At 66.1% G+C, this 14,984-nt stretch carries 5 protein-coding genes; 1 reads left to right on the top strand and 4 read right to left on the bottom strand.

Annotated elements, in window-relative coordinates:
• Window positions 1–5: 5 nt before the first annotated feature.
• From trmFO to uvrA, 3 genes are all read right to left on the bottom strand, one after another.
• On the bottom strand, window positions 6–1,421 hold the full coding sequence (gene trmFO, locus DFO45_RS21090; RefSeq protein WP_133866404.1) for a methylenetetrahydrofolate--tRNA-(uracil(54)-C(5))-methyltransferase (FADH(2)-oxidizing) TrmFO: 1,416 nt from the start codon (window positions 1,419–1,421) through the stop codon (window positions 6–8).
• A 276-nt stretch (window positions 1,422–1,697) separates the two neighbouring features.
• Entirely contained in the window at window positions 1,698–1,862 is a 165-nt protein-coding gene (locus DFO45_RS21085) for a DUF1127 domain-containing protein (protein WP_012171412.1), read from the bottom strand.
• An 801-nt stretch (window positions 1,863–2,663) separates the two neighbouring features.
• On the bottom strand, window positions 2,664–5,603 hold the full coding sequence (uvrA, locus tag DFO45_RS21080) for an excinuclease ABC subunit UvrA (RefSeq protein ID WP_133866403.1): 2,940 nt from the start codon (window positions 5,601–5,603) through the stop codon (window positions 2,664–2,666).
• 509 nt (window positions 5,604–6,112) lie between these two features.
• Here uvrA and ssb point away from each other — a divergent pair.
• The gene (gene ssb / locus DFO45_RS21075; RefSeq protein WP_133866402.1) at window positions 6,113–6,748 is read left to right on the top strand and encodes a single-stranded DNA-binding protein; all 636 of its coding nucleotides are present in this window, start codon (window positions 6,113–6,115) and stop codon (window positions 6,746–6,748) included.
• A 351-nt stretch (window positions 6,749–7,099) separates the two neighbouring features.
• On the opposite strand, the gene DFO45_RS21070 is transcribed toward ssb, so the two are convergent.
• Window positions 7,100–14,581, bottom strand: coding sequence for an autotransporter domain-containing protein (locus DFO45_RS21070; protein WP_245518216.1), 7,482 nt, complete (start codon window positions 14,579–14,581; stop codon window positions 7,100–7,102).
• Between the last annotated feature and the right edge of the window lie 403 nt (window positions 14,582–14,984).

Genomic DNA, 14,984 nt, shown 5'->3' with positions numbered 1-14,984 from the left:
GCCTCTTACGCCGCCGCGGCGGGCGTGTCGAGCCACGCGCTCATGTCGGAAAGTGCCCGTTCCGCCAGCAGGCGCTTTTTGGCGAGCGTCTTCTCCGAGCCGCGCAGGCGCTTGCCGTCGGCGCCTTTGGGGCTCACGTCGAGCTGCGGAAACAGGCCGAAATTGACGTTCATGGGCTGGAAGGAGCGCGGGCCGGCATCCACCGTCTCGATATGCCCGCCGGTGATGTGGGCGAGGAGCGCCCCATGGGCTGTGGTGGCGGGCGGCGGCACGAGGGCTTCGCCCCGGCGTTCTGCGGCCGCGAAGCGGCCGGCCATGAGGCCCACGGCGGCGCTTTCCACATAGCCCTCGCAGCCGGTGATCTGGCCGGCGAAGCGCAGGCGGGGCGCGGCCTTCAGGCGCAGGGTGCCGTCAAGAAGGCGAGGCGAGTTCAGATAGGTGTTGCGATGCAGGCCGCCGAGCCGGGCGAATTCCGCATTCTCAAGGCCGGGAATGGTGCGGAACACGCGCACCTGCTCGCCATGGCGCATCTTGGTCTGGAAGCCGACCAGATTATAGAGCGTGCCCAGCTTGTTATCCTGCCGGAGCTGGATGACGGCGTGGGGCTTCACATCCGGATTGTGCGGATTGGTGAGGCCGACGGGCTTCAGGGGCCCGAAGCGGAGCGTCTCGCGGCCGCGCTCGGCCATCACCTCGATGGGCAGGCAGCCGTCGAAATAGGGCGTCTTGGCCTCGAAATCGCGCAGCGGCACCTTCTCGGACGCCAGCAGCGCATCGACGAAGGCCTCATACTGATCCTTGTCCAGCGGGCAGTTGATGTAATCCGCGCCCGTGCCGCCGGGGCCCACCTTGTCATAGCGCGACTGGAACCAGGCCTTGGACAAATCGATGCTGTCCAGATGCACGATCGGGGCGATGGCATCGAAGAAGGCGAGCGCGCTTTCGCCGGTCAGCTCCAGCACCGCCTGCGCGAGCGCGGGCGAGGTGAGGGGGCCGGTGGCGATGATGACGTTGTCCCACTCCTCCGGCGGGATGGCGGTGACTTCCTCGCGGCGAATCTCCACCAGGGGGTGTTCCGCCAGAGCGGCGGTGACCGCCTGCGAGAAACCGTCGCGATCCACCGCCAGCGCCCCGCCGGCGGGCACCTGATTGGCATCGGCACAGCGCAGGATGAGCGAGCCGGCGCGGCGCATCTCCGCGTGCAGCACGCCCACCGCATTGGTCTGGGCGTCATCGGAGCGGAAGGAATTGGAGCAGACGAGTTCCGCAAGGCCGTCCGTGTGATGGGCCTCCGTGCCGCGCACCGGGCGCATCTCGTGCAGCACCACCGGCACGCCGCGTTCGGCGAGCTGGAAGGCCGCTTCGGAACCGGCAAGGCCGCCGCCGACCACATGGACCGGCTGGAGGGACGTCTGGCTCATGCATCCTCACTTGAGCGGGCAGGACGGGCGGGCGGGTCAGGCCCGGCTTGGAGCGCGTTCACAGACCGGCCTGCGGGCAGGCGGTCAGTGCGCTCGCGCGGCGCCCGTCGGAAATCCAAGGCGCGTTGTGTGCCCGATCCGGCCGCGCGCTTCAAGGGAGGGGCGGGCACAATGGCGCCGCCACAAACGAAAATGGCCCCCGGAGGGGCCACGTTCGGTACGCTCACCGCAACCTGCCGACGCATCTGCGCCGGTAGGGTGTTCCGTGGAGATCGCTCAGGCCACCATGAGGGCGGCGTTACGGGCGATGGCGCGGATCTCGCTGCGGGACACGTTGATGTCGCCGAGCGTACGGTCGTCGAGCTGAGAGAGTTCGGCGATGGTGCGGTTGTAAGCGTTCCAGCGGCGAACCTGGCGAGCGATGAAACCCCAGATGATCATTTTCAGTCTCCTTGCGCGAACCCTTGGGGTCCGCGTCTTGCGTCGTGTTCTGGGGAGCTAGATACGCCTGCCGAGGCCTGCGCCCAAGATGTGGTGATGCATTGCAGCATTGCATGCCCCGCATATAAGCAGAAATGGAGTGAATCTGTTTACCAATGCCTCTGTGGTGAGCAGATACATCTTGCGGTGCCGCAAAACGCGGCCGCCCTCATCGGGAGCGTGCCTGATTAGCGGGCAGTCCAAGTTTGGATCGGATAAGTCTTTGATTTTGTTTCAGGCCAGAGGCCCGGCGCCGAGTCAGGGCCGGCCAGAACCCGTCGCCGGAAATCGTGACGGCCTGATGTCAGGCGTCTCGAGTAGGCGTGAAGGAGCATAAAGGCTCCCGCGCGTTCGCACCTGCGGCAAAACCGTGTCGCCGCCGCGCGAAACCGTCGCAACCCATAGCGGAACACCACCAAACTGGAAGCATCCCTGCGCCAGATGCATAAGGTGAAACCCGCCCGGACACAGTCGCTTTGTTTGCATGCATATGATGCGCGCGACGCGGGACGGAGCCCTGTGTCCGGGTGTGGACAGGGATTCGGGCCGGCCAGCCCCGATCCAACGCCTCGTCGGCCTTCGAGATGAGGCATAAGCCCGCCGCGCACCAAGAAAGGAGCGGAATCGCCCCGCCTCTGGCTTTCCCATCCGTGCCGCACCAGCGGCTGCGCGCTCCTCGGAGATTCCACACCCGCGAGGGCGCACCACCGCGTGGGAGGCTTGCAGGAGGGCAAACGGCGCCCCCGGGGAGGCGCCGTTGGGTTATTCGGCCGCTGTCGCCTTCTTGCGCGTCTTCGCCATGGGGCGGCGGGCGAGCACTTCCGCGAGGAAGGTGCCGGTATGGGAGCGCTTCTCCTTGGCCACCACGTCCGGCGGACCGGCCACCAGAATCTCGCCGCCGCCGTCGCCGCCTTCCGGTCCGAGGTCGATGACCCAGTCGGAGGTCTTGATGACTTCGAGATTGTGCTCGATCACCACCACCGTATTGCCCTGCTCCACCAACTCGTGCAGCACCTCCAGCAGCTTGGCCACATCATGGAAGTGCAGGCCGGTGGTGGGCTCGTCCAGGATATAGAGCGTGCGGCCGGTGGCGCGCTTGGAGAGCTCCTTGGCTAGCTTCACCCGCTGCGCCTCGCCGCCCGAGAGCGTGGTGGCCTGCTGGCCGACCTTGATATAGCCAAGGCCCACCTGCGCCAGCGTCTCCAGCTTGTCGCGCACGCTCGGCACCGCCTTGAAGAATTCGGCGCCCTCATCCACCGTCATGTCCAGCACGTCGGCGATGGACTTCTCGCGGAAGGTGACTTCCAGCGTCTCGCGATTGTAGCGCTTGCCCTTGCAGACGTCGCAGGTGACGTAGACGTCCGGCAGGAAGTGCATCTCGATCTTGATGACGCCGTCGCCCTGGCACGCTTCGCAGCGCCCGCCCTTCACATTGAAGGAGAAACGCCCCGGACCATAGCCGCGCGCCTTGGCTTCCGGCAGGCCGGAGAACCATTCGCGGATGGGCGTGAAGGCACCCGTATAGGTGGCCGGATTGGAGCGCGGCGTGCGGCCGATGGGCGACTGGTCGATGTCGATGACCTTGTCCAGATGCTCCAGCCCCTCCAGCTTGTCGAAGGGGGCGGGGGCGTCATGGGCATTGTTCAGCCGCCGCGCCACCGCCTTGTAGAGCGTGTCGATGAGCAGCGTGGACTTGCCGCCGCCCGAGACGCCGGTGATGGAGGTGAACAGGCCGAGCGGGATTTCTGCCGTGACATTCTTCAGATTGTTGCCGCGCGCGCCGGAGAGCTTCAGCATCTTGCGCGGATTGGGCTTGCGGCGCGGGGCCGGCGGCACGGAGAGCTCGCCGGTGAGATACTTGCCGGTGATGGAGGCGGGGTCGGCCAGGATTTCCTGCGGCGTGCCCTGCGCCACGATGCGCCCGCCGTGGATGCCGGCGCCCGGCCCCACGTCCACCACATAATCGGCGGCGAGGATGGCATCCTCGTCATGTTCCACGACGATCACCGTATTGCCGAGATCGCGCAGGCGCTTCAGCGTCTCCAGCAGCCGCGCATTGTCGCGCTGGTGCAGGCCGATGGAGGGCTCGTCCAGCACATAGAGCACGCCCGAGAGGCCCGAGCCGATCTGCGAGGCGAGGCGGATGCGCTGGCTCTCGCCGCCGGAAAGCGTGCCGGAGGAGCGGCCGAGGGTGAGATATTCGAGGCCCACATCCATGAGAAAGCGCAGGCGCTCGCGAATCTCCTTCAGGATCCGGGCGGCAATCTCGTTCTGCTTGTCGGAGAGCGTGCCGGGCAGATCCTCGAACCATGCGCTGGCGCTTCGCACGGACATCTCGCCCACCTGGCCGATATGGTTGCCGGCGATCTTCACCGCCAGCGCCTCGGGCTTCAGGCGATAGCCCGCGCAGGTGGCGCAGGGCACGGTGGAGAAATATTTCGAGATTTCCTCGCGCGCCCAGTCGCTCTCCGTCTCCCGCCAGCGGCGGTCGAGATTGCGCACGATGCCCTCGAAGGTCTTCTTCGTCTCGTAGGCTCTGAGGCCATCGTCATAGGAGAAGGCGATCTCCTCCTCGCCCGAGCCGAACAGGATCACGTCCTGCGCCTTCTTGGGCAGATCGTAGAAGGGCACGGTGAGCTTGAATTTGTAGTGCTTGGCGAGCGCATCCAGCGTCTGGCCGTAATAAGGCGAGGTGCTTTTGGCCCAGGGGGCGATGGCGCCCTGCTTGAGCGTGCGGCTCTTGTCCGGCACCACGAGGTCCGGATCGATGGTCTGCTCCACGCCGAGACCATCGCACGCCGGGCAGGCACCGAAGGGATTGTTGAAGGAGAACAGGCGCGGCTCGATTTCCGGGATCGTGAAGCCGGAGACCGGGCAGGCGAATTTTTCCGAGAAGATGACGCGCTTCGGGCTGCCGTCCGCTTCCTTCTGGTCGGCAAACTCCAGCACGGCGATGCCGTCCGCCAAGCCGAGCGCGGTCTCGAAACTGTCGGCGAGGCGGGCGGCGATGTCGGCGCGCACCACCACGCGGTCCACCACCACGTCAATGTCGTGCTTCAGCTTCTTGTCGAGGGCGGGGGCTTCCGCGATCTCGTGGAAGGCGCCGTCCACCTTCACGCGCTGGAAGCCCTTCTTGAGGAACTCCGCCATCTCCTTGCGGTATTCGCCCTTCCGGCCGCGCACCACGGGGGCGAGGATGTAGAGGCGCGAGCCTTCCGGCAGATCGAGGGTCCGGTCCACCATCTGGGAGACGGTCTGGCTCTCGATGGGCAGGCCGGTGGCGGGGGAATAAGGCACGCCCGCGCGCGCCCAGAGCAGGCGCATGTAATCGTAGATCTCCGTCACCGTGCCGACGGTGGACCGGGGATTCTTCGAGGTCGTCTTCTGCTCGATGGAGATGGCGGGGGAGAGGCCGTCGATCTGGTCCACGTCCGGCTTCTGCATCATCTCCAGGAACTGGCGCGCATAGGCCGAGAGGCTTTCCACATAACGCCGTTGGCCTTCCGCATAGATGGTGTCGAAGGCAAGCGAGGACTTGCCCGAGCCCGAGAGGCCCGTGAACACCACGAGGCTGTCTCGCGGAATGTCGAGATCCACATTCTTGAGATTGTGCTCGCGCGCGCCGCGCACGGAAAGAAGCCGGGCATCGCGTCGGTCCTTGGGGGCAGTGACGGCGCGGGAGGAGGGCTTGCGGTCGCTCATGAGTCTCGAGCTTGGGCTGGCGGGCGGGGGCCCGCAGAGAACGGACGGATCGCGGCCAGCCGTCGCCGGTGGCAGCTTCAGAACAGCGTCTGTACGGCAGGGAACCGACCGCGGATGTTCAATCCGCCTCTCGGCTTCCGGCCCGCATCGCCGTGCCGCCGGCACCGTCGTTCCCGCTCCATCGAGGGGCGGGCAGGGTGCCTGCAACGGGGCTCATATAGGAAGCGGCGTGCGATGCAGCAGGGAACGTAACAGGAACGTGCGGGTCGGGCCAGTAAAAAAGCTTGAAACCGTAGCTTGTGGAAATATCGGGCACGCGCTAGAACATAAATGGAACATTGGGGGTTGCCTGGGCCATTTTGGTGGACAACGGGCGCGCGCCCTCGCTTCGCCCGGCAGGACCGTTACGGTGCGAGCAAGGTCTGAGGGCCGTGCGCCCAGGCGCTGATCGGCGGCCTCCGGTGTCAGACCTCATCAGCAGACGTGAAGACAAGAGAACGGAGACCCGAATGGCCGGCAGCGTCAACAAGGTGATCCTGGTCGGCAATCTGGGCCGGGATCCGGAGATCCGCGCCTTCCAGAATGGCGGCCGGGTGTGCAACCTGCGCATCGCCACGTCCGAGACCTGGCGCGACAAGGCGTCCGGCGAGCGGCGCGAGCGCACCGAGTGGCATTCGGTTGCCATCTTCAACGAGAACCTCGTGGGCGTAGCCGAGCGGTTCCTGAAGAAGGGCTCGAAGGTCTATATCGAAGGCCAGCTCGAGACCCGCAAAGCGCCCGACCAGAATGGCGGCGAGCGCTATTTCACCGAGGTGGTGCTGCGCCCCTATCGCGGCGAACTGACCCTGCTCGACGGTCGCGGCGGCGGCAGCGAGGGCGGGGATGATTACGGCGGCGGCAGCGGCGGCTATGGCGGCGGTTCCGATTTCGGTTCCTCCGGTCCCATGGAGCGCGTCTCCGGCGGCGGTGGCGGTTATTCCGGCGGTGGGGGCGGCGGCTTCGGCGGCGGCGGCGGTTATTCCGGCAGTGGGGGCGGCGGCTTCGGCGGCGGCCCGGCCCGGTCGGGAGGCGGCGGCGGTGGCGGCGGTGCCCGCTCGGGTGGCGGTCGCCCGGCCGACGATATGGACGACGAAATCCCGTTCTGAGGCACAGCGGCGCGCAGGGCTCCCCGACCACGCATGCTTTGGCCGCCTCTAGCGATGAGGTGAGCGCGCGCTGGGTTGGGTGTTGAAGCGCCTTATCCTGTTGGACAAGACCTAAAGGCGCTGCTGGGCAGCGCCTTTTTCTTTGCCGGTCTTTCCATCGGATCAGTCAGCCAGCTTCGGCGTCTTTACGACGGGCAAGCGGCTCCGTTCGCGGCGTCACGCTCGATCGTGAGGCGCCGTCCGGCGCGTCCACCTCGTCGGCGAAGCATTCAGAGGCGTTGTCCGGAATAACTGGTGGCGGGGGATGCGGGAGGCCGGGCGCACAATGGCGCGCCCGGCGGGAAATGGAGGTCAGAAGTTGACCGTCAGCATGCCCTTGAAGGCGTTGTCCTGGATGCCGGAGGCGAACTGGCCGCTGTAGGTGGCGGAGAGCACCGCATTGGCGTTGATGCGATAGTCGAGCCCGGCGCCGATGAGGGCGCTGTCGCGGGCGAGCGGCACGCCGGTCACCGTGAAGGGCTGTGAGCCGGTCGCAAAGGCCGTGGTGGAGGCTGGAGCCACATCGCCGAAGGCATGCAGCCAGGCAAGGCTGAGGCTCGGGCTCACCGTCAGGCCGGGCACCAGCGTCAGGCTGCTGCCCACCCTCAGGCCGAGGCTCGAGAACACCGTGTCCATGTCGCCGGTGCTGACCGAGAGGGCGGACGTCGAGCCGGTCTCGGTCAGGCCGTTGGTGGCGAGGTGCACGTAAGCGAGGCCGGCGAAGGGCTCCAGTGCCATGCCGTTCATGCGGAAGGTATAGCCCGCCTCGCCGAACACCTGCGTCGTGCCGGCGTCATAACCGGAGGTGTTGCGGCCGCTGTAACCGCTGAACACCACGCTACGGGTCATGGCCGCATCGTGCCACGTATAGCTGACGCCGGCCTTCAGGCCGAGGTCGCCATAGCGGGCGCCCGCATAGAGGCCGATGTCGTAATTGTCGATGGTGCCGGAGCTGTTGCGGGCATTCGCATCGAGCGTGGTGCGGCTGTAGCCGCCCATGAGGCCGACGCGCCACCGATCGCCCAGCGCCACGTCGGCGCCGCCGAACACGCCGGCGATGTCGCTGCTGACGCTCGCCGCATTGCCGTTGCCCCAGGCATTGCCCCAGGCACCGAAGCCCTGCATCCAGAGCGTCGGGGTCAGGCCCGGCGCCAGCGCCGCCGTCTCAGGCCCGCCGGGCGCGGTCGCCGGCGCGAGCGCCTGCCCGAGCCGCGCGCCCACCGCATCCCGCAGATAGATCGACTGCTGGAGCATGACCGTGCTTGAGGAGGCATAGGCCTCGCCCGACAGGCTGTCGAAGGCGGCGGGCGCCGCACCGACGGGCAGGTTCGCGAGGGCGTAATAGACCGGGTTGCTCCAGCCGAGCCCGTCGGCAGCCCCCGCCACGGCCCGCTGGTTTGCGGTGAGCGCCTGGCTGGCGAAGCTGATGTCGTTGCGCCGCAGCGTCAGATAGACGTCGTTGGCGTCATAGCTCAGCAGCGGCGTCAGGAAGGCGAGGTTGGAGGTGACGCTGGCGAATGTCCCGCTCACCCCGCCCGAGGCCTGAAGGATGGTGAGCGTGGTGACCGGGCTGTAGCCGCCCGCCGTCGCATTCACCGCCACCGTGCCGCCGAGGATGCTGGCAGTGCCGGAGGCGGTGATGAGATCGTGGGCGCCGGAGGGCGTCACGTCCACGCTATAGACCGAGCCCGGCAGGAAGGTGACGTTGCCGGCGACCGTAAGGGTGCCCGGCGAATAGCCCGGCGCCGCCGTGCCGCCGGAGGCCACCGTGAGGCCGCCGATGGTGCCGGTGCCGGAGATCGTGCCGCCGGTGCCGATGGTGTAGCTCGACCGGGACACGGCATTGGGCGACAGGACGAAGCTGGAATCCGCAACGCCGATGTTGCCGTTGTAGCCGGCGGCCGAGGTGAAGTTCACCGTGGAGCCGCCGGTGATGATCACCGCGCCCGAGCCGGTGATGGTGCCGGGGAAGTCGTAGGTGCCGGAGCGGTTGAAGACAAGCGTGGCGTTGTTGACGACGTTGCCGACGATGGAGCCGCTGGCGCCGCCATTGCCGATCTGGAGCGTGCCCTCGGAGATGAGCGTGCCGCCCGTATAGGTATTGGTGCCCGTCAGGATCAGCGTGCCCGCGCCGGTCTTCGTCAGCGAGCCCGTGCCGGAGATGGTGCCGGAATAAGTGCCCGTGGTGGTCTGGTTGAAGACCAGGGCGGCATTGTCGATGATGCTGCCGGTGAGGCTGGTGGTGCTGCCCACCAGGGTTCCGGCGGTGACGGTGGTACCGCCCGTATAGGTGTTGGTGCCCGTCAGGATCAGCTTGCCGAGGTCGTTCTTGTTGATGCCGCCCGTGCCGGTGAGGGCGCTGGCGATGGTGGCAACCGTGCCGGCGCCCGCCGCGCTTCCGTCGCCCACGCGAATGCTCGCCTGGGCGGTGCCGGACAGGGTCAGGGCATCGCCGGTGACCAGATAGCCGTTGGTGACGAACTGCATGCCGGTGGTTGCGACGGTGCCCGCGCTGGTATCAACGCGGACTGTGCCCGCCGCGCCCTGGAAGATGGCGAACCCGGCGCTCCAGGGCTGAGGAGCGGTGCCTGCGGCATTGGTCCAGTTGGTCTGGGGCCCGGCCGTCCAGGTTCCGCTGCCGCCCACCACCGTTCCGGTCGCTGTCGTGGTCGTGCCGTTCCAGAACTGCATGGTCTGCCCGATGTCCGACACCAGCAGATTGACCTGCCCCGCCACGGAGGTCTGGATGACGCCGACGAAGCCACCGCCGCGCGACACGTCGAGGCCATTGTCGGTAAGCGTGCCGCCATAGCCGAAGATGCGATAGCTGCCGGCCCCGAAGCCGGCATCGGCCGTCACGTTCAAGGTGCCGTCCAGCGTCAGGTTGCCCAGCACATTGAACGGCGCACTGCCACCGGCCGCGCCGAGCGTGACGTTGACATTCGATTGGGACGCAAGAAGCAGGGCGCCCATAGTGAGGGGGGCGGCCTGCGTGCCCGCGAGCGTGCCGCCATTCACCTCGACCCTGCCGCCGATACTCCCGCTACCGGACAGCGTCGCTCCGGTGCTCAGGATGACCTGCCGCGTTCCCCCGAGACTGCCGGTGACCACAAGGCTGCCGGCCTGTACCTCAGTCCGCCCGGTATACGTATTGGATCCCGAGAGAGTGAGCGTTCCAGTTCCGCTTTTGAACACGTCTCCCCTGCCCGAAACAATGCCAGAAAACGTAACAGCATCAGAGCGGGCGAAGGTGAGTTCGCCGTCATTGGCGACGTCACCAACGATGGACCCTGTCGTGCCGCCGTTGCCGATCTGGAGAATTCCAGTGAAAGGGACAATGGTTCCACCCGTATATGTATTTGTTCCAGTAAATATGACTGGTCTATAGAATCCTCTGAGTCCTGCGCGAGATACGTCAACTAAACCTGTTCCGGATATGTTGTTTGATGAAATATATGTACCATTATTTCCGAATACCAATTTTGAGTTGTTAACTATGTCTCCGATAATATTTCCTGGAGGACCAAATACATCGTTTCCGATCCAGAGGGTGCCGGCGGAAATCGTGGTTCCACCTGTATAATCGTTGTATGCGCCAATAACCAGGGTGCCAAGGTCTGTCTTGTTCAGGCCGCCGGTTCCCGTCAGTTTGGCATTCATAAAAGCAACTGTTCCTGCGCCCGCTGCAGTGCCGTCACCCACCCGGATGGGGATCTGAGAGGACCCAGTCAGCGTAATTGCGTCACCGCTGATCTCGTACGAAGATGTTACGAATTGCATGCCTGTCGTGGTGACCGGGCCAGCGCTGGCGTCAACCGTCACCTTTCCTGGCCAGCTCTGAAAGACGGCAAAGTTTCCGTTCCATGCTTGGGAGAGCGTACCGGCGGCGTTGCTCCAGTTTGTCTGGGGCCCGGCCGTCCACGTGCCAGGACCACCCCACAATTGGCCTGCTGGCGTGGTGGTTCCTCCATTCCAGAACAGGATGCTCTGCCCAGGGTCCGTGACAACCAGGTTCACCTGCCGCGCTATCGCCGTTTGAACGGTGGCGGAGAGGCCTCCAACAGGGGTCACATTGAGGCCGTTGTCTGTCAGGCCTCCGCCGTAGTTGAAGAGGCGATAGACGCCGGTGCCGAAGCCGGGATTGGCGGTCACGTTCAAGGTGCCGTCGAGCGTCAGGCTCCCGAGTACGTTGAAGGCCGGGCTGCTGCTGGCGGCGCCGAGCGTGACGTTGACGTTGGACGCCGACGCGAGCGTAAGGGAGCCCATGGTCAGCGGCGCGGTCTGGTTTCCGGAGAGCGTGCCGCCGTTCACGCGCACGTTGCCGGCGATGCTGCCGCTGCCCGACAGAGTGGTCCCCGTCCCGAGGGTCACGTTGCCTGCGAGGCTGCCGTTGACCGCGAGGCCACCTCCCTGCACCGAGGTGAGGCCGGTATAGGTGCTGGCTCCCGTCAGCGTCAGCGTGCCGGTGCCATACTTGAACACCGAACCGCTTCCAGAGATAGCGCCGCCGTAGGTCAGTGCGTCGGAGCGGTTGAAGGTCAGCGTTCCCGCATTGCTGATGGCGCCGCTGATGGAGCCCGAGGTGCTGCCGTTACCGATCTGCAGCGTGCCCGCCGTGATGGTGGTGCCGCCGGTGTAGCTGTTGGCGCCTGTCAGCGTCAGCGTGCCGGAGCCGCTCTTGACCAGCGCGCCCCCACCCGAGAGCGAACCCGCATAGGTGATGCTGTCGCTGCGGTTGAAGGCAAGGGTGCCGCCGACGAGGGAGATGTTGCCGCCGAGGGTGCCCGTCGTGCCGCCATTGCCGATCTGCAACGTGCCGCCGGAAATGGAGGTGGTGCCGGAGAAGCCGCTATCGTCGCCCGTGAGGATGGTGGTGCCGGGGCCCTGCTGCACCACCTCGCCCGTTCCCGAGATCGCCGAAGCGAACACATAGGCCGCGCCGGTGTGGTTGAACACCAGCTTGCCGGAACCGTCGCCGAAGACGATGCCGAGCGTGCCGCCGTCGACGGAGCCCGGAGCAGCGGCGGCCGCTCCGGCTGCGCCACCGATGCTGAGCACACCGACGGAGCCCGCATTCGTCGCGATGTTGATCTGGTTGGCGGCCCGCAGCAGCGCCCCGTCGGTGACCGTGACCGTGCCCGTCCCGCTGAAGCCGACCCGCATGTTGCCAGGCGAACCCGCCGCGGCATTGGGCACGACCTCGTAGATCGTCCCGGTTCCGGTGAGGGTGAGGGTGCCGACGGCGCCGGGGTCGACGCCGACCGCACTGGTGGAGGATTTCACATACGCGCCGTCAGAGACCGTGACCGTGCCGTTGCCCGGATTCCCGTTCCCGGTGCCGCCGATATAGAGGGGCAGGCCGTTGAGCCAGCGCGTTCCGGCGCCGGTCACCAGCATGGTCGCGGTCCCGTTTCCGCCAATATAGCTGCCGTCGGCATCAAGCAGCGCGCCGCCGGACACTTCGATATGTCCGCTATCGGGCGAGAACCAGCCGTCGGAGGTGCTCCAGGTGACCGGACTGCTGGTGCGCGTTCCGACCTTCAGAGCCGTGTTGGCGCCGTTCACATAGATGCTGGAGTTACTGCCCGACGTGTAGAGCCCGAGCAGGTTGTCGAGGACGGCGCCACCGGTGATCTGCAGACTGCTGGTTTGGGCGCCAATGTTGCGCAGATACAGGCCCTGGGTCGTGAACAGCGTGCCCGCGCCGCTCAGGGTCAGGCTGCCGGAGCCCGATGCGGTGGGGGGCGAATTGTTGTCGAAATCACCGATATAGGTGACCTGGCCGACAGAGGCCGTTGCCCCGCTGCTCAGTGTCAGCGAACCGGTGCCCAGATTGCCGACCTTCATGTATGTGCTGATCGTGAGACCCGAATTCGTGCCGGAAACGGTCGCCGTTCCGCTCGCTCCGGCCTGTTCGCCGAGAATGAATGCGTCGCTCGTCAGTTGCGCCGCGGTGCCGATGGTCAGCGAGCCGGTGCCCGTGGTGCCGATGGACGCAAGACCCGTATTGGTCCAGGCAGACCCGGTGCCGGCGATGGTCACCAGAGCGCTGGCGCCGCCACTCGCATTGACCGCGGCCGTGGTGCTGCTGAGGGTGCCGCCGTTAGAGATGGCGAGCGTGGCGGTCGAGGCGCTGCCCACCGTGAGGGAGCTGACGCCCAGCGCGCCCTGCACCGCCAGCGTGCCGGCATTCACCACCGCCGTTCCGGTCAGGCTGCTGCCGCTGCCTGTGACGGTCCAGGTGCCGGTGCCGGACTTCGCCAGATTGGCAAAGCCCTGGAAATTGCCCGTGGCGCCCACCGAGCCGAGATCGAGGCTGCCGGTGGCCGAGCCGTTCAGTTCCAGCGTGTTGGCGCTGCTGACGTTGGTGACCTTGCCGACCAGGGTTGCGCTATCGGCGAGCACCAGCCGGTTGCTGCCGGATCCCATGGCGATCGCGGTGTCGGATGCGGAGGCCGCCGCGATGCGCCCGCGGGTCGTGATCGTGCTGTCGCCATTGCCGGTCTGCACCGCCGTGGTGCCGGTGGTGGTGATCGTGCCGCTGTTGGTGAGGGCGTTCGTGGTACCGTCGAGCAAGATGCCGATGCCGGTTGCGCTCACCGTTCCAGAGTTGGTGACGCCGACGGCGCCGTTCCCGCTGACGGCGACGATGCCTGTCCCGCCCGTGGCCGTGACGGTGCCGGTATTGGAAACGGTGACCGTGCCGACGGTGGCGTTGGCGTTCACGCCGCCGGTGCCGGTGATGCGTCCGGCGTTGGTGACGGTGAGGATGCCATTGTCTGTGCTGACCGCGACGCCCGTGTCCGATCCCGCGATGACGCGGCCGGTCGAGGTGTTGGTCACGGTGACGTTGTTGCTGCCGGAGGCGGCGATGCCCTGATTGGTCGTGGAGGGCCCGAGGCTGGAATCCCGCTGGGCTTCGATATAGCCGCTGTTGGCGATGGTGACGTTGCCGGCGTCGGCCGATCCCTGGACGCCGATGAAGTTGCGGGCGAGCACCGAGCCGGAATTGTTGATCGACACGTCGCCCGACTGCGACCAGGCAATCAGGCCTTGCTTGGTGGTGGATGTGACGGTGCCGGAATTCTCGATGCTTGAGGTGCCGAGATAATCGATGGAGCGGATGCCGGCGAGATAGGCGTTCACGAGGCCGGAGTTGTTCACCGTGACCGGCACCGCCGCGCCGCCGACCGGGCTGCCGTCAGCATAGATGCCGCGGTTGTCCGTCGAGGTGACGGTTCCGGTGTTGGTGATGGTCACCGATCCGGAGTTGCTCGTGGCGGTGAGGGCGTCCGAACCGGTCGAGATGATGGTCGCGCCGCTGGTGATGGAGATGTCGCCGCCGACCTGATTGCGCACCCACAGGCCACCCGAGCCGCCGGTGTTGGTGAGCGAGACGTCCGAATCGAGCGTGACCGTGATAGTGGCAGGCAGCGTTTGCGAGGAAACGTTGACGGCACCATTGCCCGTCGCATTGACCGTGGTGTTGCTCACCGTCAGCGTCATGACGATGGAACTGGTGGCCGCGGGCGCGACCGAATAATTGATCCACCCGCTCGGGATGGTCATGTCGCTCACGCTCAGCGACGTGGTGCCGTCCACCGGCTGCACGTTCACGCCATTGGTGTCGCACTGATAAACGAGCTGGTTGCCGATCGTCGTGCAGCCCGCTTCGGCGGGCTGGGGCAGGAGTACGATGCCGGGAAGTGCGAGGCTGAGTGCGGTCAGCGAAACACCGAGACGCAGTTCGGCACGAAACGACGATTGGCGCCCACCTGCGCGGCGCGAAATCACATTCGACAATTGACCATCCCCCGCCGACACAACGCTCGCCACCTCCCGCCAGCGGGGGCACGACAGAACGTGTGCATGATCAAAGCGATCATAACCGTTCCTTAGGAGAACAATATCGAATCCCCCTCCGTCAACTGGCGCCGGAGGGCGGTCGGCAGCTTTGCTTGGGAAGTGACGAAAATGTCGCGTGGTGCCGATTCAGGGAGCAGTGCAACATCCCGTTTGGCACCGCAATGCGCTTGATAGAAACGGAATGGTCAGGCTCACGCTTCTCGTGTCGATCCTTGTATTGTTCATGACGTGCGCAGGCGAGGCGCGGTTCCGGATCGCTATTACGACCTCATTACATGATCTAGGGTGCATGGAATCCATGTCGGGCCAGTCGAGCCCATTTCGGACGAGC

The organism is Azorhizobium sp. AG788, from assembly GCF_004364705.1.
GTDB lineage: Bacteria > Pseudomonadota > Alphaproteobacteria > Rhizobiales > Xanthobacteraceae > Azorhizobium > Azorhizobium caulinodans.
The sequence above is the reverse complement of the archived record's forward strand: the minus strand, read 5'-3'. Positions and strand labels throughout refer to the sequence as shown.

Bases quoted from the DNA above. Each gene is read 5' to 3' on its own strand.
- ssb (WP_133866402.1), top strand. From the start codon at position 6,113: ATGGCCGGCAGCGTCAACAAGGTGATCCTGGTCGGCAATCTGGGCCGG.
- DFO45_RS21085 (WP_012171412.1), bottom strand. From the start codon at position 1,862: ATGATCATCTGGGGTTTCATCGCTCGCCAGGTTCGCCGCTGGAACGCT.
- trmFO (WP_133866404.1), bottom strand. From the start codon at position 1,421: ATGAGCCAGACGTCCCTCCAGCCGGTCCATGTGGTCGGCGGCGGCCTT.
- uvrA (WP_133866403.1), bottom strand. From the start codon at position 5,603: ATGAGCGACCGCAAGCCCTCCTCCCGCGCCGTCACTGCCCCCAAGGAC.